Below are 23,437 nucleotides of genomic sequence, written 5' to 3' on the forward strand. Positions count from 1 at the left end.
GCCATCATGAACCGAGAAGAGATTTTTGACGGGCTCCGCCAGAGCCCGAAGGTGGACGTGTGCGTCCTCGGCGGCGGCATCAACGGCCTCAGCGTCTTTCGCGAACTGGCGCTGCAGGGCGTCAATGTCGTGCTCGTCGAGAAACACGATTTCTGTTCCGGTGCCAGCGCCGCGCTGTCGCGAATGGTTCATGGCGGGCTGCGGTATCTCGAAAACGGTGAATTCAGCCTGGTGCGGGAATCGCTTGTCGAGCGCGACCGGTTGCTGCGCAACGCGCCGCACTATGTCGGTCCGCTGCCGACGACGGTTCCGGTCTTCGATGTGTTTTCCGGCCTTGCCAACGGCGCCGTCCGGTTTCTTGGGCTTTCCCGCCGGCCGAGCCGCCGCGGGGCCGTCGTCATCAAGGCGGGGCTCGCCATCTACGATTTTCTGACACGCAAGCGCGCGTTGATGCCCCGTCACGAGTTTCGCGGGCGGCGCTCGACGCTTGGCCGATGGCCGGCGCTCAATCCCGCGATCAAGAATTCCGCGACCTATTATGACGCCTGGGTCAGTCAACCCGAGCGCCTGGGCATCGAACTGCTTCAGGACGGTCTGTCGGCCGGCGCGCATGCACGCGCCGTCAACTATGGCGAGCTCAAGTTGACCGCCCCGGGACGCTACGCCGTGCGAGACAATATTTCCGGCACGGAGATTTCGATCGAGCCGACCTTGGTCGTCAACGCCACCGGCGGCTGGATCGACATCGCCAATCAGAGCCTGTTTTCCGGGCCAGTGCGGCCGGCGCCATTAATGGGTGGCACCAAGGGGTCGCATCTCATTATCGACAACGACGATCTGACGCGCGCCCTCGATGGCCACATGATCTATTACGAGAACGAGGACGGGCGCATCTGCATCCTGTTTCCCTATCTCGGCAAGGTTCTGGTCGGCTCCACCGACATTCGCGTCGACGATCCGGAAACCGTTCGCTGCGAGACGGCGGAACGGGACTATATCCTGCAGTCGCTCGCCTTCGTCCTGCCGACGATCAAGGTGCGAACCGACGAGATCGTCTTCCAGTTTTCCGGCGTGCGGCCGCTGCCTGCGAGCAAGGACAGTTTTACCGGCCGCATTCCACGCGATCATTATTGCACCTTCGTCGAGACCGCCGATGCCGGCCCCCCGGTGCTGTGCATGATCGGTGGCAAATGGACGACCTTCCGCTCCTTCGGCGAACTGGCGGCCGATCTCGTGCTGGAACGGTTGGTCCGGCCTCGCCGCGTGGCGACAGTCGATCGGGCGATCGGTGGCGGTCGGGACTTTCCCGCCGACCGCGAAGCCTGGATCGCACGGGTTGCCGCGGCGACGGCGCTTTCTCCGATACGCGTGGCTACGCTGTTCGAGCGCTACGGGACAGACGCCGAGCGCGTCGCCGCGTTCGTCGCGGCTGCCCCCGACGCCCCGCTTCCGCATCCGGCCTATTCTACGCGGGAAGTGCAACTGCTGATCCGCAGCGAGAAGGTGGAGCACCTCGACGACCTCTTGCTTCGCCGCACGACGCTGGCGATCACCGGCGAGCTTTCGCTCGAAATGACGGATGTCGTGCTCGCGCTGCTGGCCGCCGAAAAGCATTGGCCCGTGGCCCGCCAGGCACATGAGCGCGCCCGTTTTCTCACCCTTCTCCTCGAACGCCACGGCGTCGACGAAGACACGCTTTCCGCACGGAACGAACAAAGGAGTGCATTATGCGAAACAACCGCAAGGTCCGGATGAACCGTCTTTTTGGCGCAGAGCGCTGCCTGGATGTGGCCATCGACCATGGCGTCTGCAACGAGCCGTCGTTCCTCGACGGTCTGGAGAACATGCAATCCGTCGTCAAGGCCTTGGTCGACGCCAAGCCTGATGCGATCCAGATGAATTATGGCCAAGCCGATCTGCTCCAGGATCTTCCCGGCAAGGACAAGCCTGCTCTCGTCATGCGCATCGACATGGGCAACCCCTACAATCGCATTCGCCACCGCGACATGTGGGCGGTGCTGCAAAACGAGGCCGAGCCGCTGATCGGGGCACTGGAGATGGATGCCGCCTGCGTGGTCGTCAACCTGTTCATGTTGCCCGACGAGCCGGATCTCTTCCGCCAGTGCGTCACGAACATTTCGCGCGTGCGCGCCGATTGCGAAAAATACGGAATGCCGCTGATGATCGAGCCGCTGGTCATGCAGCCGGTCACCGAACGCGGCGGCTACATGGTCGATGGAGATGCGGAAAAGATCGTCACGCTTACGAGGCTCGCCCGTGAGATGGGCGCCGACATCGTCAAGGCCGATCCAACGACGAATGCCGAGGATTTCCACCGCGTGGTGGAGGCGGCTCGCTGCCCGGTTCTGGTGCGTGGTGGCGGCAAGGAGGACCTGCGCGCCGTGTTTGACAAGTCCGCAGCCTTGATGCGGCAGGGTGCTGTGGGCATGGTCTATGGGCGCAATATCTACCAGCATGCAAACCCGAGCGCCGTCGTCCGTGGATTGATGGCCATCGTGCATGAAGACGCCGATGGCGAAGCCGCCTTCGCATTGTATCAGCAAGGCTAATATCAGCCAGGCTGGTATGAGGACGACGATCCGAACCTTGGGAGGGGTTCTTTTATGGCAGACTATCTTTTGGGACTCGACGCCGGAAACACCGTCATCAAGGCGGTGATTTTCGACCTTGAGGGCAACGAGATCGCGGCGGCTGCGCAGGAGGGGCACAGCCGGGTTCCGCGGCCCGGGCATGTCGAGCGGGGGCTCGAAGAGCTGTGGACCCATGCCCGGGCAGTCATCCGCCAATGCGTCGAGCGTGCGGGCATCCGTGCTGAAGAGATCGTCGCGATCGGTTGCGCCGGTCACGGCAACGGACTTTATGCGCTCGATCAGGGCGGCGAGCCGCTTCTCGGCATTCAGTCGCTCGATACACGTGCCGCCGGACTGGTCGAGGAATGGAAGGCGCAAGGCGTTGGAGACCGCACCTATGCCATCGGCCGGCAACGCCCCTGGCCGTCGCAGACGCCAACCTTGCTCGCCTGGCTCAAGCGCTACCAGCCGGAGACCTTCGCCAGGATCGGCACAGTGTTTCTGTGCAAAGACTTCATCGTCAACCGCTTGACCGGCAAGCGGGTTAGCGACGTCTCGGATATGACCGGCTGCGGTCTGCTGAACGTCGTCAACCGCCGCTACGATCGCGATCTGATGGCGGCCTTCGATCTCGGCGAGGCAACCGGCCTCTTGCCTGACCTCGCCGAAAGTGCCGATGTCGTCGGCACGGTCACGCCTGAGGCGGCAGCGCAGACAGGGCTCGCTGCGGGCACGCCGGTGGTCGGTGGTCTCTTCGATGTCGTCGCCTCGGCAATCGGCTCGGGCGTCACGCGCACGGGTGCTGCCTCCATCATTGCCGGGACCTGGAGCATCAACCAGGTGATCATCGATGGCCCCGACCTTTCCGGCCCGGTGTTCATGTCGTCCACCTTCGATCGCGGCCGCTATATGGCAATCGAATCGAGCGCGACGTCGGCGGCCAATCTCGAATGGCTGGTGCGCGAGTTCTTTGCCGATAGCGGTATTGAAGACGGGCGATCGCCGTTCGATGTCTGCTGCTCGCTTGCAGCCGATATCGAGCCGGTCGCCAACGACCCGATCTATCATCCGTTCCTTTATGGCGCGCAGCAGGACGGCAATGCCCGCGCCGGTTTTTACGGCGTCGCCGGCTGGCACACGAAGGGTCACCTAGTGCGCGCAGTTCTCGAAGGTGTCGCCTTCGGCCATCGCCAGCATATCGCCACCATGCGCGCGGCGGGAGCGACCTTCGACGAGGCAGTGCTTTCGGGCGGTGGATCGCGCAGCCTGATCTGGCCGCAGATCTTTGCCGACGTGCTTGGGGTTCCGGTGTCGGTCGCCCGTTCGCGCGAAACCGGTGCGCTGGGCGCTGCAATTGCCGCGGGCACCGGAGCAGGCCTTTTCGCCGATTTCTCGGAGGGAGCTGCTGCCATGGTAAGGACAGAACGTCATTACCGCCCGAACGCGGCCATGGCACGCCACTACACCCGACGATACGAGCTTTATCGGGATATCGCCGAGGCGATGGCGCCGATCTGGCGGCGTCTTTCGAATGCCGAAGTTGAAGTCTCCGAGGCGGCCGCCTAGCGCTGGAAGGGCGACCAGACAACGTAGCCGTCGGTCGCCCAGACAACCGAAGCAGTAGGGCCGAGGGCCGGGACCGGCCATCGGCTTGATCGCTGCGCGCCGATCTGAGCGCCGCCGCCTCGGGAGGATTGGGCAACGGCACTGCAATCACCGGGGAGGCATCAGAACCGCATGTTCACGCCGGCCTTGATGACGTGGCTGTTGATGTCCTTTTCGCTCGATCCGAAGGCCGTGTTGGTACGGACGTCGGGCGTGGTGATGTAGTTGTACTCGATCTTCGCCGAGAGACCGCCAGCGAAGGCCTGCTCGACGCCAGCGCCGTAGGAGATAACCATCCTTGAAGCCGACATCGTTCTGGACGCCGCCGCCCTTCTTGTAGTTTGTCATGGCATAACCGGCGGTGCCGTAGACGGGCATTGATAAGCGGCATCAGGCAATATCATTACACATCAGTGCAGATAGCGGACAATCAGTCGTCTTCCATCTCGAAGGTGCGGTACTCGCCGCTTTCGCTGTCGTACACTTCGATCTCGACGCCCGATCCATGGCGATTGATGTCTTCGATGGTCACGTCACGATAGTCGCCGGTCTCGTTGTCGTAGATCTCGATATCCCGTCCTTCGCGGACCAAGTTGCCCTTCCCGATCTCAATGGACGCACCCGTTTCTGTGTCGGTACCGTCCCAACCGTACGCAGGCCCGGAAAGCACAGCAGCTAGTACGATCAAAATTACGCGGTTCATCCATTTCTCCCTCTCATGCCTGTTGCAGCCTAATCTCAATGGCAATGCACAGATCCAGCTTGCCTGTCCATGTGGCAGCATTGACCAGAAGGCGAGCTTTTTCGGCATCCACCCCCGTGTGCCGTTGCGAAGCTGGCAGGAGTGACAGCCAGCGCTATAGCCAATGCAAATCGCGTGAGGCTAAGAAACTTCTCAAACCGCATTACCATCCTCCTGGCTTCGAGTAAGCGCTTCTTCTGCCACAACGGTTGCCGGCGGCGTCCCGCTGCCAATTGTATTGGCAATTTCCGGTGTAAGTTCGCGTGGGATAGTAGCCGCCACCGCAGTAATTGTTTGCGCAGACGGCAATGGCGGTTCCCACCAGTGCGACAGCGACGACAGCGGCCGCAGCTTGGTTCTCCTGCTGTACCATGTTGACGCATTCGATTGGGTCGATGCGGCGACGTGCGAGCTCGCCGGTGAGTTCTTGCGTAAAGTTAAGATCAGTGTTCGTTATGAAAGTCCGACAGAGTGCCGACTTACTGACACCCGCGGGATTCTTGCGAAAATCTGCCTGTGTCGTTGTGCAGTTCGACAAGGCAAATGCTATCGCCGCGGCTAGACCAAGCCGCGCCAAAATATCAGATTTCAATTGTTTTCCCCAATACCCTAGGGGATCATCGCACAACTTAACGAAGAGTCGAGCCCTCGGCGCTAAATTAGCGTTGTTGTGCGCTTCTCGGTCAAAAAAACGCCGCGGGAAAGGCTGCCGGTCAGCGTCAGTCTCGATCAGCGAGCACTTTCCGAATCTTATCCAGTTTCCGCTGCGCAGCCTCTAGACGCTGAAGCAAAACGTTCGGTTTCTCGGCGCCGTCATCCTCCGGAAAGTTTCCGATGATCTCCATGGGGTGCGCATTCAATACTTCGCAGATTTGAATCAGTGTGGGCACGGAGATGCGGTTCGTCCCGCGTTCATATTTCTGTAGCTGCTGGAACGTTAGGCCAAGAGCTGTCGCGACCTTCTCCTGGGAAAGCCCCCGCGTTTGGCGAATTGCTCTCAGACGCTCACCAATCTGCAGGGAAAGCGCCATCGAGCTTTCGGTCATCGTCTTGCCCATGTATACACCCTCCGCCGCTGGATCGGGCCTATATGGTGCCATGCACCTCTGTTGGCAACTCGCAGATCTGCGGGTGGCGCCCCCAGTGTCTGCGGTACCCTGCATTCATGTTAGGTTCACCGCGGAGATGCGATCAGGCCGCGCCGCAACGCCTTGCGGCGGCCGAGATCCATCCGAAGTCTACGAGGGGCTAAGGTTGGATCTCGGTACAGGGGGAGGCGACCAGATGTGGATCTTGCGTCTTATCAGGAGGTGGTTGGTTGGACGTAGGCGGACAGCCGACGCTGCCAGCGCGACGATTTTTGATGATCCCTGGGCTGAGCAGGCAATTCGTGACTTTGAAGAGGAAATGACGCGGTAGGAGGTCGGCCGACGCCGCGGCTAGTGCCGCGCTTCCGGCATGACGTCCACGAACGTTCCGATCGACCGGAGGTAAGCGACGATTTCCAGTTTCAGAAAGTCGCGGTCGCCGTACTTCTCTCCTATTCGGTCGAGCTCCTCTTTCGCTTGCTCCTGCTCCTCGACATCGCCAATGACATACATATTGTGCGCCACGGCGCTAATGTCGCACCCAGCAGCGATCACTTCGTCCACGAAGTCAGGAATTTCGCTCGCCTTCATCAGGCGCCTTTGGTTTCCGGTCATGTCAGGTCCTCCGTTACAACCGGCAGGCTAGGACGAGATCCGATCGGGCCGCTAGTGACAGAAATGCTAGCAAGATTTAGGGGTAGGTGCCGAAAGAAACAGCCCGAAAGGTGACGACGGGGCCAGCGCAGATGTCCCCAACAATGGGCTCCGCCGGAGAGTGCTCGATCATCGGCTGCTTGGTTTTTTCGGGCGCGCTGCAGCCGCATCCTACGAGTCGGCCTGATCTTATGTGGACATGGACACGAAACTCGCAGACTTGAAACTGAAGCCATGGCTCCTCGCCGAGCTTAACCAGCTTGGATATGAGACGGTCGGAGATATGCAACATCTCTCCGTCACAGACGCGCTGCGGATACCTGGGATGGGCGGACGTGATTGGCGGAAGGTTGCCAGTGCGTTGGGGCGAGACCCATTTCCCAACTTGCGGAAGCAGAAATAGCGCTATGCCCCTTCGTTTTCGTCCAACGTGAAGCAACACACCGCCATCGCCGCCGCCTCCAATCCATACGTGAAGATGATCCCGGTCATGATCGTGGAGGCGGACGACACTGTGGCTCAAGCGAAAGCGTTCGGCGAAGATGGGGCGGCGGGCAGCCGTCGACCGTCTCAAGCCGCCGGTAGCGTCATGCGGAAGCAGGCGCCGCCGGTCGGAGCGCAGACCACCGATATGTGGCCCTTGTGGCGACTGACAATCTCGCTGACCAGATGCAGGCCAAGGCCTGCGCCATGGTCGCGCGGCTGCAACCGGTGAAACGGCTCGAAGATCCGTTCCCTTTCGCTTTCGGGAATGCCGGGGCCTTCGTCACTGACCTCGATGATGCCGCCATGCTCGACGTGAACGGAGATCATGCCGCCCGCATGCTCGATCGCGTTGCGCACCAGATTGGTGACGGCACGCTCCAAGGCGCCTGCGTCCCCGTGCGCGCCGACCTGTTCGGGGCCATGGGTAAAGGAGATATCGCAGCCGGCCGAAAGTGCCAGAGGGGCGAGACCGGCTGCCACATCGCGACCAAGTGCCACCAGATCAAGGGGAACGAAAAGAGTGCCGTCGCGGTCTATGTGTTCCAGGTCCAGCAATTGCTCGGCAAGACCGGCAATGCGGGCGGCATCGACCAGAAGACCGCTGCGCAAGGGGCTGAGATCCATGCCCTCAAGGCGGTTCTGCAGGATCGCGACCGGCGTCCTCAGCTCGTGGGCGGCATCCATGATGAAGCGCTGCCGGCGCTCGTAGCTATCGTCCAAGCGCTGCAGCGCACCGTTGACCGCTTCCACGAGCGGGCGGACTTCGCCGGGGACGCGGCCATCGGGCAGGCGGGCGCCCCGGCGGTCGACGTCGATGCTCCTGGCGTGGTCGGCGACTTCGGCAAGGCTGGAAAAGGCGCGGCCGATGATCGGAATGGCGAATGCGGGGATGAGAACGCGGATCAGCACGATCGGCAGCAACAGGAGGTTCGTCAGGAAGAATACGGCGAACGAGGTGCGCCAAAGGCGTCCGCCCCCGGTCAGAACCGTATAGGTGCCGTTCTCGGCCTCGATCGCGCGGACGATCGCCGAAAGCATGTAGGGCTCCATGCCGTCCCGGATGTCGGCAAAGGTCACGCGGTCGAGATGCTCGCCAATGCTGCGATAGGCGTCGGGCGCCGGACCGCTGCGGACGGTTTCGCCGCGCTCGTTGCGCACGATGAACCAGAAGCCGGGCGTCTCGGCGAGCACGGCCCGCAGCTCGGGCGTATCTTTCAGCGCCAGTTTCTGGTCGGGCGTAACGGCGCCGGCGGCGATCGAAGCCGAACTGGCATCAAGTACATGCAATCATCGAGGCCAGGGAGAAAGGCGAGGACATCGCCAAAGCCATCGAACGTGCCATACAGTGGCCGGCCTTCACGACCAGTGTGGAAGCGGTCGATACGCTGATCGCGCCGGATGTCATCGACGGCGACGTCGAAATGCTCCAGCGCTATCCGACGATTCGGAAAATGGCGCCGCGATTCCTCTCAAACCTCGTATTCCATGGTCACGCCGTGGCTGCGAATCTCCTGCGGGCCCTATCCCTGGTCGCGGATCAATATCGTACGGGCAAACGGTCTATACCGGACACGGCCCCAATCTCTTTTGTGCCGAAAGGCTCGGATGCCTCTCATCCTGCAGGATGGCAAGATCGATCGCAGGGCCTATGGTGGACCGTTCGATCTAGTTCAGCCCGTCCACGGGCGGCTCTGCATGCCGGAACCGGACGCCCCGTCCGCAGCCGTTGCTATGCATATGTTCGCCAAGCAGTTCGATGCCGGCGCGGTTGAGCGCTTCGATGACTTTCGTCAGGCTATCGACGATGCCTCGCACGTTGCCCCGACTGGCTTCCATTCGTTGGATTGTTGGCAGGGAGACCCCAGCCATCTCGGCCATGGTTTTCTGATCGATATCGAGGAGTGCGCGGGCGGCACGAAGTTGGGCGGCGGTAATCAACGAGGCGTCCGTGTTTGCATATGAGGAATGGAATTAATAGCATTATTATTGATGTAAAAACATCAATATAAAACAGTAAAATGTTGATCGACACTTGGCATGAATGACGTCGGCGATTATCGTTGCCCGCATGACCCAACGCTACAAACCCCATAAGGAGCCGGACGGTACTTGGACCGTCATCGACGCTCGCTCCGAGCGGCCCGCCGAAATGGGCAGCCGCACCGTCATCGGTATGAACCAGCAGGACGCTGAGGAGTTTGCCGAACTCTTTAGTAGGCTGGATGCACAGAAGCAGGACACAGGATCATGAAAGTCAAAGACAGCAACGGCACGCCGCTCAGTGACGGAGATTCGGTCACGCTCATCAAGGACCTGAAGGTGAAGGGTACATCCATCACCCTTAAGCGGGGAACGTTGATCAAGAACATCACCCTCACCGGCAATGAGGAAGAAATCGAGTGCCGGGCAGAGAAGGTGAAGAATCTGGTGCTGCGGACAGAATTCCTGAAGAAAGCCTGAACTGACGCCGCCCGCGCCAGTGCAATGAACGCTAGCGGACTACCTCTCATGCCGAGAGATCTCGTCCAGGTGCTGTGGCGATGATCGCTTCAGTCTCCCTCTACATTCTCAACATGATGAAGACCAGCATTGCGATGGGTATGGCGACGCATAGCGTGAGCAGTGCGTCTGCGCTAACATTTCTCCAGTACTGGGTTCTCGTATTTATATGAGAGGATCTCATCTTCTAGCCCTCCATTCCATTCGCTGTATTTTACTGCGATTTCGAATGGATATCCTCGAGATTTGCATGATGCCCTGATTGTCGGTGAAGCGAGATAGGCCTTACATATTTTGCGGGCGGAAAAGCCGCCTCCATTCTTTTGGGAAACGCTGAGGGCGGCCGTATTGATCAATGAGTGCGCATTCAATCTGCGCATTGACCAAAATTTTGCCGCTTCGCCTGATCGTCTGTGCCACAAATACCCTGGCCCCAGAAATATCGGCGGTCTTTGTTTCTATGGTCAGAGTATCGTCCAATCGTGCCGGCTGCCGGTACTCAATTTCCAGTCGCCGGATGATCCAAACGACTCCATCACCTTGTTTTCGGTCGGTAAGGTTAGCGCGGCGTGCGCCCACTAGCCGCAGATACTCGATCCGCCCGCGCTCAAGGAACTCAAGATAACGTGCGTGATAAACAGAGCCAGACAAATCCGTGTCTGCATAATAGACGCGTGCTTCAAGCAAGTGACCTGTCTCGGTTAGTGCTCCGGCGAGCGTAGCTGTTTCACCGGTCGCCAAACCGTCTGGCTCCTCCGTTTCGTTAGTTACCGACGGCATCAAAATCCCCCATCGCGGCATGTGCGTAGCAACAGAACATGTCATGCCAATGCTCATCATCGATGGCCAAGCGGTCGATGTTGCACCGGCACGGCAACGCTTTGTGTCGATCGTCTCCGCCTTCAGAAATCTCTTCGTTCCGTCCCATCCCAGACGCTCAGCATTTGCCATCCATGTTCACCGCCAGCGCGCCGTGCCGCAATGGAAAGCCGTGACCACAAGATTGGCCTGAAATTCGCTCGTAACGCTTTCACGCCGAGATACATCAAGCAAGCTGACAACACGGCCGCGTTTTATTCCGCGATATCTGTGTGAACCCGCTTCGTGAAACGAATTAATCTTCCCTATCATGCGGATCGCGAGACCCACGTCGGCTGCGCCAGAATTCTTGTTCCTCTTCCTCCGTTACGAAGTCCTCGGGTTCCGGAGGCAATGGTTCGTCATCCTCCGGATAGCCCGCCTCAAAGAAACTCTCGGCCTCTAAGTACGCATGAGCTGCGGGTCTGAGCTCGACATCCAAAATATGCACTGCGACTACCCCGGAATATTCTGAAATTGGCTCAGCATATGAGTAGATCGCCCAAGGGAAAAGCTTGGTCATGATCTCATGGAGGCTACGCGCACGCAGCTGGTAGTCAATCGTTGCTACCAGCTCCTGCTCTTCGTCCTCGCCGATGTAAATGCGAAGATTGCGGAACGACAGGTTCCGGTTCAGCCACTCATCCCATACAAAAAACGTCGTCTGATCCTGTATTTCCTCCATAAGCGCATGGTCGAGCGCAAAAACAGAGCGTATCAACGACTCTGGATCCGAGGAAATGGCCTCATCGAAAGAAAGCTTGGCAGACGCATCCAGCACATTCGTTGCAGGAATGACAATCGACCATCCCGTTCCGGTTTTCTGACAAAGCTGTTCGTCAACCCGCTGCCACAGCATAAGCCCCGTTTCGGGGTTCACGATGACCACGCAGACGGGCAATGAATGCTTCGTCCAGTATTCCCGGTGCTTGTTTTCCCCGTGATAGATATAGTCGCCGTCACTCGTCTTGAACCAAGCCTGCCCGAACCTGATTTGCAGCGCTATGAATCTTCCTGTCGGGTTGCCGGCATTTAGGATTTCCGCTTGCGCATCGACGCCGATATCCGGCTCGCACCGCTTGCGGAAAAACCACCTTGGATCTCGACGGAATATTTTCTCGACGGCGTCTATACCTTGGCGCGCAGTCAAATCTTCCTCAGAGATATCGGGCCTGCTCTTGCGCGGCCGGCGCGGCGCGGCCAGTGGATTGATCCCGTGTCGAACCGTTGCAAGCACCGTCGTCGTCGCGGCGGCGATCCGAGCACCTATTGCGATAAGTCCAGCCTGGAAAAGTCGAACCATTGAAAGATTGCCGTCACGAAGCGTGGGTTCCCATAGTCACATGCTCGAGCAGTGCGAGCAAACCTTTGAGGATGTCTGCAGGTGATGGCGGGCAGCCTGGAATATGGAGATCGACCGGTATGACTGCCGAAACCCCGCCCACGACGGCGTAGCTACCCGCAAAGCAGCCGCCGTCGCGCGCGCAGCCGCCGAGCGCGACAACCCATTTTGGACCGGGCGTGGCGTTATATGTCCGCTCCAAAGCCTCGCGCATATTCCTTGTTACCGGCCCGGTAACCATAAGCACGTCGGCATGCCGCGGCGAGGCAACAAAGCGGATCCCGAAGCGCTCAATATCGTAGAAAGCATTGCTGAGCGCGTGCATCTCCAGTTCGCAGCCGTTGCAGGAACCTGCATCGACGGCGCGGATCGACAGGCTGCGGCCGAGATGCCGGCGGGCAGCGTTGTCGACAGCCGACGCGAGCTCTTCCATAGCAGCGTCCGAGCGGGAAGGCGCGCGTTCGGTCAGGGGCACTCGGATCATGCTTTCGAAGAGGAGCTTGCGCATGTTGGCCTGCCTTCAGAGATCGTGACCGGAATAGGAGCAGTTGAACGACTTGTTACAGAGCGGGAAGTCGGCGACGATGTTGTCTTCGATCGCGGCTTCCAGAAGCGGCCATTGGAACCAGGACGGATCGCGCAGATGGCATCGGTCGATCCTGCCGCTTTCGGCAACGCGGAGCCAGACGAACACATCGCCGCGAAAGCCTTCGACGAGCGCCATGCCTTCCCGTGTCTCACCAATGTCCGGAATATCGATGGATACCGGGCCAGCCGGCAGTTGATCCAGGATCTGCGCGATCAGCGACAGGCACTGTTCAACCTCGCGGATGCGGATCCAGACCCGGGCATTGACATCGCCCTCGTGCAGGACCGGGATCTCAAAGAGGAGGCTGTTATAGGGCGGGTAGCCAAGAGCGCGCCGGACGTCGAAACCGCGCCCGGAGGCCCGCCCGATATAGCCGCCAGCACCGTACTGGTGGGCAAGTTCCGGCCTGAGCATACCGGTGCCGACCGTTCGGTCCTGAAGCGAGGCGGTATTGTCGTAGAGCTCGACTAATGCCGGGAACGTCTGCCCGATCTCGGTGGCCACGGCCCGCAGAGCAGCCGCTCCCTCATGATCCAGATCGGCGATGACGCCGCCGGGCTTGATGCGGTCGCGCATGAGGCGATGTCCAAACGCGGTGTCGGCAGCACGCAGCGCGCGCTCGCGCAGCACGCCGCAATGCGTATGCATGAGTGGAAAAGCGGCGTCGTTGCAGATGGCGCCGATATCGCCGAGATGGTTGGCAAGTCGCTCGAGTTCGGCCATCAGCGCGCGCAGCCAACCTGCACGTGAAGGGACTTCGAGCTGCAGGGCGGCCTCGACCGCTCGCGAAAAGGCATAGGCATAGGTGACCGTGCTGTCGCCGGACGTTCGTCCCGCAAGTTGCACCGCCCGGTCGAGGCTCGCTCCGACCATGAGCGCCTCGATCCCCTTATGGACATATCCGAGGCGTTCCTCGAGACGGACGATCGTCTCGCCGTTGGCCGTGAAGCGGAAATGCCCCGGCTCGATGATGCCGGCATGCACCGGCCCGACCGGGATCTGGTGCAGGCTGTCACCCTCTGAGCGCAGGAACGCATAGGGAGCGGTTTCGGGTGGAGGGGGCAGGCGGTCGCCCAGGGGAAACCGCAGGCCCCAGCGGCCGTGATCGAGCCATGGGCGCGGATCGGGCAAATCCTTTGATACTAGCCCGACCAAATCGTGGATGGCGCGCTCCGGACGGAGGGCCGGGGGATGGTATTGCGCGACAGAGGGATAGCCGCCTTCCAGTTCTTCCAGACTGATGACGCCGATCGTGCCCGTTGGTTCTTCGAGCAGCGCCATATGGATCGCAGCGGTTTCGCCCCAAAGCCCAAGCAAGGTCCAGTGGCCCTCCGCAAGGGCCACAGTTGCCGATGTCCAGACCATTGGATCGACAATCGTCCGCGGCCAGGGGCGATGGTGTTGAACCGGACGGCCTTCCAGAATGAGATCGGCCAGGGCTTGCATCGAACGGCTCTCCCTATCATCGAAGAAGGGTGGCTATATGCTGGAACCAGGCGACCAGCGGCGGCGGCAGGTAGATGCCTGCGCCCAGCACGAGCGCCAGATGGGAATACATCGGTATGTAGGAAGCCTCGGCCGGTGCCGTGCTGCCGCGCGGCTGTCCGAAGGCGACCCCGGTGAGCCGCAGCAGCAACGCACCGAAGGCGATCAGAAGGCCGAAGACGAGCGGAATGGCAAGCAGGGGCTGCCGGGCGAACGTGGAGCTCACGACCAGGAACTCGCTCATGAAAATCCCCAGCGGCGGCAAGCCGGCAATGGCAACGACACCGATCACCAGGCCCCAGCCAAGCCCCGGATGCGTTTCGGTGAGGCCGCGGATGCTGGAAAGCCTTTGCGTTCCCTTGATCTGTGCGATGTGGCCGACAGCAAAGAAGATCGCCGATTTGGTGAGCGAGTGCATGACCATGTGCAGCAGTCCGGCAAAATTGGCGACCGGCCCGCCCATGCCGAAGGCAAAAACGATGATGCCCATATGCTCGATGGAGGAATAGGCGAACAGGCGTTTGATGTCGCGGCGGCGGTAGAGCATGAACGCGGCGAAGACGAGTGATATGAGCCCCATCGTCATCATCAACGGCCCGGCGGCGATCGCCTCAGGACTGGCGGCAAGCAGGATCTTGAAGCGCAGGACGGCATAGAGCGCGACATTCAGCAGGAGGCCCGAGAGCACCGCCGAGATCGGTGTCGGCCCCTCGGCGTGCGCGTCGGGCAGCCAGGCATGCAAGGGCGCAAGCCCGACCTTGGTGCCATAGCCGAGCAGCAGAAACACGAAGGCGACATTGAGGAGAGCCGGGTCGAAGGCGGCAGCGTGCGTAATCAGGAGGGTCCAGACCATCGCATCATAGCCTTCGCCGACGACAGGCTGCGCGGCCATATAGACGAGGATGGTGCCGAACAGCGCAAACGCGATGCCGACGCTTCCCAGAATGAAATATTTCCACGCGGCTTCGAGCGCTTCGTGCGTGCGGTAGATGCCGACCATCAGCACGGTCGTCAGCGTCGCAAGCTCGACAGCGACCCACATCAGGCCGATATTGTTCGACACGAATGCGAGATTCATGCCGAACATCATGATCTGATACATGGCGTGGTAGAAGCGAAGGTTTGCGGGCGTCAGCCGGCCGGTTTCCAGTTCATGTGCGATGTAGCTGGCGCTGAAGATGCTGGTGGTGAAACCTACGAAGGCGTTGAGGACGATGAAGACGATGTTGAGATCGTCGACGAGGAGATACAGTCCCGGTATCGGCCTTGCGGTCACGAGCAGCGAAAGAGCGGCAAGCAGGGTCAGCAGGCTCGCGATGACGTTCAGCCGAGCCGTCAGCCGATAGCCGGGCAGGAGCGCCAGCAGGACAGCGGCGGCGACCGGTATCAGGAGAACGGCGGTGACCGCATCGAATGCCAAGAGGGGGAAGAGAGCGTTCATTTCCGCCTTCTCCCCTTGAAATCATCGAGCGCACGAACATCGACGGTGTCAAACCTCTCGCGGATGCGAAACAGGAAAACGCCGATCACAATGAAGGCGATCAAGATCGAGAAGGCGACGCTGATCTCGACGACCAGCGGCATGCCCTTTGCGCCGGTCGCGGCGAGCACGAGCCCGTTCTCGAGCGACATGAACCCGACGACCTGGCTGACGGCGTTGCGGCGCGTGACCATCACCAGGAGCCCGAGAAGCAGAACCGACAGCGCGAAGGCAAGATCTTCGCGCGCCAAAGGATTGGCTTCAGGCGTGACGCGCAGCATGACCACCATCGCCAGTGCGACAAGTCCGATACCGGCCAGCATCGTCGGGCCGATACCGACGACGGTCTCGATCTCACGGTGGATGCCGAGCTGCCGGATCATGCGGTGGAGCGCAACGGGGATGATGACGGCCTTGAAGACGAGCGCAATCGCTGCCGTCACATAGAGATGTGGAGCATCCTGGACGAAAGCCTGCCAGGCCACCGACAGCGTCAGCACCATTGAATGCAACGCAAAGACGTTGAGCAGCGCATAAAGGCGATCCTGATACAGCATCATCATGCTGACCAGGACCAGGCCACCGGCAAACATGTGCGCAATATCGAAAACAAGGCCGCTCATCACAGGCTCCTCGAGACGAACAGCAGGAGGGTGGCGAGCAGGCCAAGCATGAGTGCCGCACCGAGGAACTCCGGCACCCGGAAGATCCTCATCTTGGCGGTGGCGGTTTCGAACAGGGCAAGCAGCGTGCCGCCGACCGCAAGCTTGGCGAGGTAGGCGAGCAGGCCGACCAGGTAGGCGGCGAGACCGGCCTCCAGGACAGCAAGTTTCCAGGGGACGAACATGCAGGCGATCAGGGAGATGTAGAGCTGCAGCTTGAGAGAGGCGGCCAGTTCGATCATCGCGAGATGCCGCCCGGAATATTCAAGCACCATGGCCTCATGCACCATGGTGAGTTCGAGGTGTGTCGCCGGGTTGTCGACTGGGATGCGGGCATTCTCGGCAATCGCTACCATGATGAGAGCGATCAGCGCGATCCCGAGCGAAACGCGTAACCCCACCTGTGGAGAGGTCATGAAGGCGGCGATGGTGGAAAGCTGGGTCGAGCCGGCGACGAGGGCAAGCGTAAAGATGATGAGCAGCATCGCCGGCTCGGCAAGCGTCGCGATCATCACTTCGCGGCTCGAGCCGATGCCGCCGAAGCTAGTGCCGACATCCATGCCGGCAAGTGCCAGAAAGAAGCGACCGCTGCCAAGCAGGGCGATGATGGCGATCAGGTCTGCGGTCCAGCTGAACATAAGGCCCGTAGCGAAGGTGGGGATGATCGCCGCCGCAACCCAGGTGACCGCGAAAATCACATAAGGGGTCACCCGGAACAGCCAGGACGCATTCTCTGCCAGCACCACTTCCTTGCGCAGAAGCCGCAAGATGTCGCGGTAGGGCTGGATAACGGACGGCCCCTGCCTGCGCAGCAATCGCGACTTGACCTTGCGGATGAAGCCGGTCAGCAGCGGTGCCAGCAACACGACCGTTACCATCTGGACTGCCTGGACGAGGAGGGCGGAGATCACGACCATAGCGCCAGCACCAGGAGCAGGACGACGAGCGCCAGGAAGACCAGGCTCAGATAACGCCTGATGGTGAGAAATTGCAGGTGATTGAGCTTTTCTGCGATAAATCCGACGGCGCCGGCGATCGGTACGTAAAGCCCGTCCCAGATCAGATCACGTGATACGACGGCAAGACGCGCCGGCCGCAGATCGCCCGGCGCCGGCATGTCGACCCGTTCGCGGGCTTGGAAGGCGAGTGTGCCGAAAACCCGCCTGATGGGCTGGGCGAAGCTGCCGGCGGTATATTGCGTTGCAGGGTCGGCTTCGGGGAAGCCGCAGTCCCAGGCGGGCGCCCGCCGCAGAGCCCGCGAGGCGAAGCGGTGGACGAGATAGGCCGTAAGCGACGCCGAGAATGCGGTGAACAGGAAAACGAGCAGGCCATTATAGGAACTGCGGGTCTCAGTTATCGGTACGATCGAAAGCCATGGCACCCCCATCTGCACCGGCATCCTGGCGCCGATCAGGGAGAGAGTGACAGGTGCGAGACCGTCCATGACGATCCCAGGCAGAATGCCGGCGAGAAGGCACAATGCAGCCAGCACGAACATGGCGGCAAGCGAGAGGCGGTCGACCTCCCGCGCTTGCCCGGCGACGAGCGTTCGTGGGCGCCCAAGGAAGGTCACGCCGAATGCCTTGACGAAACAGGCAGCTGTGAGTGCCGCCGACAATGCCAGCAAGCCACCGATAGCCGGTATGATGATCTTCAGCCCCCATTGCGGCAGCTCGGGGCTTTGAAGGACGGCCTGGAAGGCCAGCCATTCCGAAGCAAAACCGTTGAGCGGCGGCAGAGCCGAGATTGCTACGCAGCCGACAAGAAACGCGAAACTGGTGAACGGCATGCGATGGATGAGACCGCCCAGTTTCTCCATGTCCCGTTCGCCGGTCGCCACCAGCACGGCGCCGGCGCCGAAGAAGAGTAGGCTCTTGAAGAACGAGTGGTTGAGAACGTGGAACAGAGCAGCGGTGAGCGCCAATGCCGCCGCCAATCCCATGCCATTCGCGGCAAAGGCGAGTGCAAGCCCGAGGCTGACGAAGATAACGCCGATATTCTCGATCGTGCTATAGGCGAGAAGGCGCTTGAGATCCTTCTCCATCAACGCGTGCAGGATGCCCAGGACTGCGGTCGCGCCGCCGAAGAGCAGCACGACAACGCTTGACCACGCCGCTGGTGTGCCGAGCAGGTCGAAGACAACCCGGATGAAGCCGTAGACGGCGACCTTGGTCATGACACCGCTCATGAGTGCCGAAACATGGCTCGGCGCGGCCGGATGTGCCAGCGGCAACCAGACATGCAATGGCACGAGCCCTGCCTTGGAGCCGGCGCCGAGCAACAGGAGAACGAGCACGATACCGGCTGTAGACGACGTCTGCTCGGTAGCGCGCATAACGGCGAAATCGTAACTGCCTTCGGGACCGGCAAGCAGGCCGAATGCTAGGAGCAGGGCCAGCGTGCCGAAGCTCGCCATGACGATATAGAGGTAACCTGCGTTCCGGTTGCCGGCGGCCCGATGGTGCGCCATCACCAGTGCCCACGAGGCCAGCGACATGAATTCCCACGAGAGCAGGAAGGTAAAGGCATCGTCCGCCAGAACCACGAGGTTCATGCCAGCGAGAAAGGCTGGGAAAAATGGCAGCACCCGTTGCGGCGCATGTTCGTGATGGCCGTAGCCGAGGCCGTAGAGACTGGCGAGAGCGCCCCCGAAATTGATGACCACGAGGAAGAAGGCGGCAAGCGCGTCGAGCCGGAAATGGGCTCCCAACCAAGGCAAACCGAGGGGGAGGGTGAGCGTTGATGCCGAGGTGGGAGAGATAGCCGCAACAAGTTGGACGAGCGCGGTCGCAACGGCGATACTCGAAACAACAAGGCTTGTGCCGTAGATCACCTGTGTCGCCCGGTCGGACCGCGCAGCTAGGATCGCCAGGATCGCCGTTCCCAAAAAAGCCGTCGCACATAACAGCATGACGACAGCCGGCGTCATGGGTGCGCCCTCGGTCTGCGCACTGTTCCCGGCAATTTGGAGGGTTTCCGCTGCAAGGGCTCGACGTTGGCGTTTGCCTTCAGCCGCACCCCGCGTCCACCACCCTCGCTGACCGCTCCCTCACTGATCACCTCGATCCCGGCGGCCTCCAAGGCTGCAAGCAGCCGCATCAGCGTATCTACATTGCCGCGAACCACATGGGCGCTTGCCTCCATGCGCTGGATGGTCGGCACCGAAACCCCGGCCAAGTCGGCCAGATGGCGCTGGTCGATGCCGAGAAGGGCCCTGGCGGCCCGCAACTGAGCGGCAGTAATCACGATTCAACCATCGCTTATGTTACTCAGGCTCTGATATTTGAAGTCTACGGCCTCCTTATTGATGTTTCAAATCAATATTGCGAGGTCGCGAAGATTACGCGCGCTTGGCGCGCCGCAAAAGCCATGAATGTAAGCTCAATTGTCCCGCCCACCGGACCGCCCGGCGAGCGTAATGGATCAGGACGCCGGTATCATGCCAAGGCGGAAGTGATATGATGTCAACTTCGCCGAACCATGGGAGGTGGGAATGCGTAGTCTTGTACTCGCCCTTGCTGTCGGAATGCTTTTCGTCTCGGACGCGGCGGCGGAGGAACCAAATGTCTTCCACACGGCACATTTCAACGACGACACGGTCGTCAGCCTTGGTCTCGTCAGCAATCAGGCTGCGCAACGGCCAGGCTATGATTTCGACGTCCTGATATCGCTGTCATCGAAACATGACACGGACGGGACCATCTACAACGACCCAGGAAAGCATCGGGCACTCGTCAGATGTGGCGATCCCGCCAGGGTCTCCGTCCGCGGTGTCGACTACCCGGTGCGGACGTCGGACCCGGGAAGTCCGGGCGACTGGAAGGCCGATCTCTGGAGGGCGGTCTGCGTGTTTCCCGTCTCGTAGTTTGATAGTTCGCCGGATTCAGTGAACTCGGCTTCGCGGCGCCCATCGGGGAAAAAGATTTGTCCTGCGGCCTCAAGCGGGCCAATCACGGACTTTTCCTGGTGGCCCTCGGCGCGGCCAGCGGCCTCGAATGAGCAGCATGAGCGCAAGCACGAAAAGCAGATGATCGAGGCCCGAGAGTATGTGGTCGACGCCCAGCAGGAAATAGGTCTGGGCGGCCTCGAGGCTGGTCTGTGCGCCGGCTGCGGTGAACGAGGGCGCGTCCGGCATGAGGCGTACGACCTCCGTGTTGCCGTTCTCGTATTCGATGCGGACGAGCGCTTCGGTCATAGTCGACTTGACGCCGTTGATGCCGATCTCGCCGCCCCTCAATCCCCCCGCGCAGGCGACGGTCCATCGCTCCAGATAGGCTCCGCCCTCGATCGACCTCGCCGGTTCGGCTTTTTCGATGCACGGCTTCGGCAGACTTGCATAGAGTCCAAGACGCATGTCGCCCTGCGCCGACACCTTCCAGACGACGGCGAACTCGTCACTCGCTGTTTCGCGCATGTCGAGTTAGGCCGGCCGGATCTCATGGGCCATGCCGGGTGCGGCCAGCAACCGCCGGGATGAGCACGGCCAGCAGTGCGCCAAGCTGCGTCATGGGCCGGTTTCCGCGCCGGACAGGCTTTCATGAACAAGGATCGCTCGATGCGGCCGAGTTCCCGCAGGGCTTTTGCCAACTGGCTCGGGTTCGGCGACGCTGCCAGGTCCGACGTGAGGACGGCAAATGCCAATGTGACCGTGAAAGAGTTCAGGGCCGCGTTTCCGATCGGATCGACCCAGCGCGTCATCATCGTGGACGAGCAGGGAAAATACGCCGGCCTTATCATAGTGCCTGATCTACACTCCGACCCGGAGCGGCGCATCGCCGAACTCGCCGCCATAAGAATGCTCTCCTGCTCCCAAATATGAATGCGAAGCAGGCCTCGGCGATATTCGACGATGCCGAGAGCGAAGAGCTCGCCGTCATCAATAACAACATTGAACGTCGAGTGATCGGTCTGTTGACGGAAAGTCATACACTACGTCGCTACAGCGAAGAGCTTGAGAAGCGGCGGCGCGAACTGTCGGGGGAGGTATGATGAGCGCCCGAGTTTCGCCAGCGAACCGATGGAACAGCCGCTTGCCGCGCCGATCTGTTCGACCAGAGGAGCGCGCAAATTCGGCGTGCTTGTTCATTGACTAATTCCGCATCCATCGGCGATGCTGTCGCGGGCTGAAGAATGGGGTAGAAATGACTTACGAGTGGCAGAAAACTCTCCTGACCGAGGAGGATCTTGCGAAGCGAGCGGCTGTGACAGTGCCCAGAATGCTGGCGCATCCAGCAGTCACCTTCGATCAGCTGTCTCGACTTCGCGGTCACATCGACGACTGCATCGCGAGGCTCGAGCATCTCGTCACCGATATGGAAGTCGCTGGCACCGATCAGGCCTGGATCGACGTAGCCGAGGCGATAGATGGGCTCTGGAGAAACGTGGTGCTCGATGTGGCCGGGAGGGTGCGATCGTTCGAGACAGCTTCCGTTGATGTTCGACATGCATCAACCGAAAGTCCTGACGCAAATACGGGAGTTTCTGCTGTTTGGTAGCAGACCCGTTGATGTCACTGCTGACCGCCGCCGAGCGGATACGAGGGATATCGGATGAAGTCGTCATCCATTTGCGGTCCGGTACCGCCGTTCATGTCGCATATTTCCTGCAAGCTCACGGGCTTCGGCAAGAAAGTCTGCGGGTAGATACCCATCAGGCTGACGAGCCTTGCTCCTTCATCTTCGGCTTCTTCAATGGGCCGGAATTCGGGTGCCGGAGCGCGCTTCTGATTCGGTCGCCGGTGGTCTCCTGAAGCTCAGGTTCTGCCATTGGCACAGCAACGTTCGTCCGACTGACGCGCCGTGAGGTAAATGACGATGAAAATTGTCTGTCGCTTCCTGGTCGCCGCGACTTTCGGCGTTCCCTGAATCGAGCGGCTCACGGTGCATCCCTCACGCATCGTTCGGATGGCGCGTCGATCTCCCGCCGCCGCACCTCGATTGCTTCCCGGCAGTCGGTGCAACACCCGTACTCGCCGTCCCGGATGCGCGACAACGCCCGCTCTATCGCGACTCGCGGCTAATCAGCCGTCTATTTTGCTGATGATTAGCCACCAAAGGAGTTGCGCCCATCGTGCGGCTCTCTCATCGTACGTTCCTCGCCATGCGTTCAATCGAGCGGCCGCTTTTCCGGACGCGGTTCCACGCGCGCGGGACCGACGGGGCGGCTTTTGAGGTTCGACAATGACGTCTTCGTCACCGTGCCCTCCGTGATGGAGAGCACGCTGTCGAAGAATTCTTCACCGTTTGAGGATTTCGGGGGCGTGGCGTCGTGCATGACGCTGATTACCGACGCGCCCGGACAATTGTCCCGGATGGCCTCGTGAAACGCAACCGTCGCGTCGATATCGAGCGCACTGGTCGGTTCGTCGAGAAGCAAGAGCCCCGGACGCTGCAGCAAGATTCGCGATAGGATGAGTTTTTGCTTTTGGCCGCCGAAGCTGGTCCCAGCTTTGATTGGCCCGACCCTCTTGGGCAAGGTGGCCGACTAGACCAGCAAGATCGGCTCTGCGCAGCGCCGCGGCGGCCTCGGCGTCCGAATGAGCCTCAACGGGATCGTGCAGGCAGATCAGTGCCTTTAGCGAGATCGGCGGCAGCTTTACGTCCTGCGCGGCATAGAAGGTCCGCACGTTCCTGGGCCAAACGATCGTGCCGCGGCCATGCGGCGACATCCAGTCGACGTCTTTCACCCAGCCTTTGCTTCTCTCCCGCGGGCGTTTGGTTTGGCTTGCGGGCAGCGTTCTGATGCAGGCAGGCCCCATTTTCAGCCAGAAGTCCGGCGCGACGCATGTAAAAGCCGCTATTGTGAATTTTGGCACACGACCGCTGCCAATCGCAGACTTCAGCGGTTACTCGTCGAGAGGGGGCGGCCCACGATCCAGTTGTCGAACGCCAACCTGCCCGACCCCCCGGTAATGACACCGAGAGCCATCGCCGCCCAGGTCAGATGAATGGGCCATCCGTCGGGCACGGTGAGCTGAATGACGATCGTCATCGCGAGCAGACCGAACGCGGCAAGCCGCGTTGCCAATCCCAGGACCAGCAGGGTCGGCAACATTACCTCCGCGCAAGCGACCACAAAGGCCATCACGGCCGGGGCCGGGAAATCATAGGGCCCGCCCGGCAGATGCAATTTGAACTCCGACGTAAAGAGAAGAATGGCAACATCGTTCAGTTGCAGGACGCCGTCCCACTTGCTCATGCCGGAGCGCCAGAAAGGCACCGCAAGGCCGAAGCGCAGGGCAAGCTGGGCAAGCGAGGCGGGTGCCCCCGCGGCAATCAGGCCATCGATCCGGGCGGGGCAGCCTGTCGCCCCCCGGGGTACGGGATTGTCGAAGAATTTTTGTATGGAAGTCAGCAT

Annotated in this window: 28 protein-coding genes and 1 pseudogene; 9 read left to right on the forward strand and 20 right to left on the reverse strand. The window is 60.8% G+C overall.

Features of this window, described 5'->3' with window-relative positions:
* Positions 1 to 6: 6 nt before the first annotated feature.
* From AC244_RS24325 to AC244_RS24335, 3 genes are read left to right on the forward strand one after another with little or no spacing between them, the layout of a single operon-like run.
* Positions 7 to 1,755, forward strand: a complete 1,749-nt coding sequence (locus AC244_RS24325; RefSeq protein ID WP_053251401.1) for a glycerol-3-phosphate dehydrogenase/oxidase — start codon at positions 7 to 9, stop codon at positions 1,753 to 1,755.
* Positions 1,752 to 2,570, forward strand: coding sequence for a class I fructose-bisphosphate aldolase (locus AC244_RS24330; RefSeq protein WP_202596113.1), 819 nt, complete (start codon positions 1,752 to 1,754; stop codon positions 2,568 to 2,570). Before AC244_RS24325 ends, AC244_RS24330 begins: the two co-directional genes overlap by 4 nt.
* 54 nt (positions 2,571 to 2,624) lie before the next feature.
* Complete coding sequence (locus AC244_RS24335; RefSeq protein WP_053251403.1) at positions 2,625 to 4,157, forward strand: FGGY-family carbohydrate kinase; 1,533 nt, start codon at positions 2,625 to 2,627, stop codon at positions 4,155 to 4,157.
* Between the two features lie 161 nt (positions 4,158 to 4,318).
* Here the strand turns inward: AC244_RS24335 and AC244_RS36680 are convergent, their stop codons facing one another.
* The 5 genes from AC244_RS36680 to AC244_RS24350 all read right to left on the reverse strand — a co-directional run bounded on the left by AC244_RS36680 (position 4,319) and on the right by AC244_RS24350 (position 6,641).
* Positions 4,319 to 4,507 (reverse strand): outer membrane protein, encoded by a 189-nt coding sequence (locus AC244_RS36680; protein WP_234717014.1) that lies wholly within the window; start codon positions 4,505 to 4,507, stop codon positions 4,319 to 4,321.
* A 119-nt stretch (positions 4,508 to 4,626) separates the two neighbouring features.
* Entirely contained in the window at positions 4,627 to 4,899 is a 273-nt protein-coding gene (locus tag AC244_RS24340; protein WP_053251404.1) for a DUF5334 family protein, read from the reverse strand.
* A 202-nt stretch (positions 4,900 to 5,101) separates the two neighbouring features.
* Positions 5,102 to 5,530, reverse strand: a complete 429-nt coding sequence (locus AC244_RS35635; RefSeq protein WP_082367085.1) for a hypothetical protein — start codon at positions 5,528 to 5,530, stop codon at positions 5,102 to 5,104.
* Between the two features lie 127 nt (positions 5,531 to 5,657).
* Complete coding sequence (locus AC244_RS24345; RefSeq protein WP_053251405.1) at positions 5,658 to 5,996, reverse strand: helix-turn-helix domain-containing protein; 339 nt, start codon at positions 5,994 to 5,996, stop codon at positions 5,658 to 5,660.
* A gap of 381 nt (positions 5,997 to 6,377) precedes the next feature.
* The gene (locus tag AC244_RS24350) at positions 6,378 to 6,641 is read right to left on the reverse strand and encodes a hypothetical protein (protein ID WP_234717015.1); all 264 of its coding nucleotides are present in this window, start codon (positions 6,639 to 6,641) and stop codon (positions 6,378 to 6,380) included.
* A gap of 238 nt (positions 6,642 to 6,879) precedes the next feature.
* Between AC244_RS24350 and AC244_RS38280 the strand changes: the two genes are divergently transcribed.
* A complete protein-coding gene (locus AC244_RS38280) occupies positions 6,880 to 7,083 on the forward strand; it encodes a hypothetical protein (protein ID WP_082367086.1) in 204 nt (67 codons plus the stop codon).
* Between the two features lie 167 nt (positions 7,084 to 7,250).
* On the opposite strand, the gene AC244_RS24360 is transcribed toward AC244_RS38280, so the two are convergent.
* Both AC244_RS24360 and AC244_RS35645 read right to left on the reverse strand, forming a co-directional pair.
* The gene (locus AC244_RS24360) at positions 7,251 to 8,453 is read right to left on the reverse strand and encodes a sensor histidine kinase (RefSeq protein ID WP_053251407.1); all 1,203 of its coding nucleotides are present in this window, start codon (positions 8,451 to 8,453) and stop codon (positions 7,251 to 7,253) included.
* 378 nt (positions 8,454 to 8,831) lie between these two features.
* Complete coding sequence (locus AC244_RS35645) at positions 8,832 to 9,104, reverse strand: helix-turn-helix domain-containing protein (protein ID WP_082367088.1); 273 nt, start codon at positions 9,102 to 9,104, stop codon at positions 8,832 to 8,834.
* 103 nt (positions 9,105 to 9,207) lie between these two features.
* On the opposite strand from AC244_RS35645, the gene AC244_RS24370 reads away from it, so the two are divergent.
* The gene (locus tag AC244_RS24370) at positions 9,208 to 9,417 is read left to right on the forward strand and encodes a hypothetical protein (protein ID WP_053251409.1); all 210 of its coding nucleotides are present in this window, start codon (positions 9,208 to 9,210) and stop codon (positions 9,415 to 9,417) included.
* Positions 9,414 to 9,626, forward strand: a complete 213-nt coding sequence (locus tag AC244_RS24375) for an alkylphosphonate utilization protein (RefSeq protein ID WP_053251410.1) — start codon at positions 9,414 to 9,416, stop codon at positions 9,624 to 9,626. Before AC244_RS24370 ends, AC244_RS24375 begins: the two co-directional genes overlap by 4 nt.
* Before the next feature lie 324 nt (positions 9,627 to 9,950).
* Here AC244_RS24375 and AC244_RS24380 read toward each other — a convergent pair whose 3' ends face one another.
* The 9 genes from AC244_RS24380 to AC244_RS24425 all read right to left on the reverse strand — a co-directional run bounded on the left by AC244_RS24380 (position 9,951) and on the right by AC244_RS24425 (position 19,327).
* The gene (locus AC244_RS24380; RefSeq protein ID WP_414735947.1) at positions 9,951 to 10,616 is read right to left on the reverse strand and encodes a YbgC/FadM family acyl-CoA thioesterase; all 666 of its coding nucleotides are present in this window, start codon (positions 10,614 to 10,616) and stop codon (positions 9,951 to 9,953) included.
* A 163-nt stretch (positions 10,617 to 10,779) separates the two neighbouring features.
* A complete protein-coding gene (locus tag AC244_RS24390; RefSeq protein ID WP_053251412.1) occupies positions 10,780 to 11,826 on the reverse strand; it encodes a DUF4365 domain-containing protein in 1,047 nt (348 codons plus the stop codon).
* 13 nt (positions 11,827 to 11,839) lie between these two features.
* Complete coding sequence (locus AC244_RS24395; protein ID WP_053251413.1) at positions 11,840 to 12,373, reverse strand: NADH-quinone oxidoreductase subunit B family protein; 534 nt, start codon at positions 12,371 to 12,373, stop codon at positions 11,840 to 11,842.
* Positions 12,374 to 12,385: 12 nt separating this feature from the next.
* Complete coding sequence (locus AC244_RS24400; RefSeq protein WP_053251414.1) at positions 12,386 to 13,900, reverse strand: NADH-quinone oxidoreductase subunit C; 1,515 nt, start codon at positions 13,898 to 13,900, stop codon at positions 12,386 to 12,388.
* A 16-nt stretch (positions 13,901 to 13,916) separates the two neighbouring features.
* The gene (locus tag AC244_RS24405; protein WP_053251415.1) at positions 13,917 to 15,380 is read right to left on the reverse strand and encodes a hydrogenase 4 subunit F; all 1,464 of its coding nucleotides are present in this window, start codon (positions 15,378 to 15,380) and stop codon (positions 13,917 to 13,919) included.
* Entirely contained in the window at positions 15,377 to 16,042 is a 666-nt protein-coding gene (locus AC244_RS24410) for a hydrogenase-4 component E (RefSeq protein ID WP_053251416.1), read from the reverse strand. The genes AC244_RS24405 and AC244_RS24410 overlap by 4 nt, the downstream gene beginning before the upstream one ends.
* Positions 16,042 to 16,998, reverse strand: a complete 957-nt coding sequence (locus AC244_RS24415; RefSeq protein ID WP_053251417.1) for a respiratory chain complex I subunit 1 family protein — start codon at positions 16,996 to 16,998, stop codon at positions 16,042 to 16,044. The genes AC244_RS24410 and AC244_RS24415 overlap by 1 nt, the downstream gene beginning before the upstream one ends.
* Complete coding sequence (gene hyfB, locus AC244_RS24420) at positions 16,989 to 19,010, reverse strand: hydrogenase 4 subunit B (RefSeq protein WP_053251418.1); 2,022 nt, start codon at positions 19,008 to 19,010, stop codon at positions 16,989 to 16,991. Before hyfB ends, AC244_RS24415 begins: the two co-directional genes overlap by 10 nt.
* Positions 19,007 to 19,327 carry a helix-turn-helix domain-containing protein gene (locus tag AC244_RS24425; RefSeq protein ID WP_053251419.1) on the reverse strand — a complete coding sequence of 107 codons (321 nt, stop codon included), beginning with the start codon at positions 19,325 to 19,327 and terminating at the stop codon, positions 19,007 to 19,009. The genes hyfB and AC244_RS24425 overlap by 4 nt, the downstream gene beginning before the upstream one ends.
* 247 nt (positions 19,328 to 19,574) lie before the next feature.
* Between AC244_RS24425 and AC244_RS24430 the strand changes: the two genes are divergently transcribed.
* The gene (locus AC244_RS24430; RefSeq protein WP_053251420.1) at positions 19,575 to 19,946 is read left to right on the forward strand and encodes a hypothetical protein; all 372 of its coding nucleotides are present in this window, start codon (positions 19,575 to 19,577) and stop codon (positions 19,944 to 19,946) included.
* A gap of 72 nt (positions 19,947 to 20,018) precedes the next feature.
* On the opposite strand, the gene AC244_RS24435 is transcribed toward AC244_RS24430, so the two are convergent.
* The gene (locus AC244_RS24435; RefSeq protein WP_234717016.1) at positions 20,019 to 20,495 is read right to left on the reverse strand and encodes a HupE/UreJ family protein; all 477 of its coding nucleotides are present in this window, start codon (positions 20,493 to 20,495) and stop codon (positions 20,019 to 20,021) included.
* Between the two features lie 198 nt (positions 20,496 to 20,693).
* Here AC244_RS24435 and AC244_RS38905 point away from each other — a divergent pair.
* Positions 20,694 to 21,070: pseudogene (locus AC244_RS38905) on the forward strand (chloride channel protein); the annotation flags it as partial.
* Here the strand turns inward: AC244_RS38905 and AC244_RS37240 are convergent.
* The gene (locus AC244_RS37240) at positions 21,019 to 21,525 is read right to left on the reverse strand and encodes a hypothetical protein (RefSeq protein WP_161807896.1); all 507 of its coding nucleotides are present in this window, start codon (positions 21,523 to 21,525) and stop codon (positions 21,019 to 21,021) included. The pseudogene AC244_RS38905 and the gene AC244_RS37240 sit on opposite strands and share 52 nt — an antisense overlap.
* 62 nt (positions 21,526 to 21,587) lie before the next feature.
* On the opposite strand from AC244_RS37240, the gene AC244_RS36685 reads away from it, so the two are divergent.
* Positions 21,588 to 21,830 (forward strand): hypothetical protein, encoded by a 243-nt coding sequence (locus AC244_RS36685; RefSeq protein WP_152976083.1) that lies wholly within the window; start codon positions 21,588 to 21,590, stop codon positions 21,828 to 21,830.
* Positions 21,831 to 22,186: 356 nt separating this feature from the next.
* Here AC244_RS36685 and AC244_RS38290 read toward each other — a convergent pair whose 3' ends face one another.
* Complete coding sequence (locus AC244_RS38290; RefSeq protein ID WP_234717017.1) at positions 22,187 to 22,456, reverse strand: hypothetical protein; 270 nt, start codon at positions 22,454 to 22,456, stop codon at positions 22,187 to 22,189.
* Between the two features lie 462 nt (positions 22,457 to 22,918).
* Positions 22,919 to 23,437, reverse strand: coding sequence for a DoxX family protein (locus AC244_RS24455; protein WP_234717018.1), 519 nt, complete (start codon positions 23,435 to 23,437; stop codon positions 22,919 to 22,921).

Origin of the sequence: Ensifer adhaerens, from assembly GCF_001270265.1 — a bacterium.
Lineage (GTDB): Bacteria > Pseudomonadota > Alphaproteobacteria > Rhizobiales > Rhizobiaceae > Ensifer > Ensifer adhaerens_B.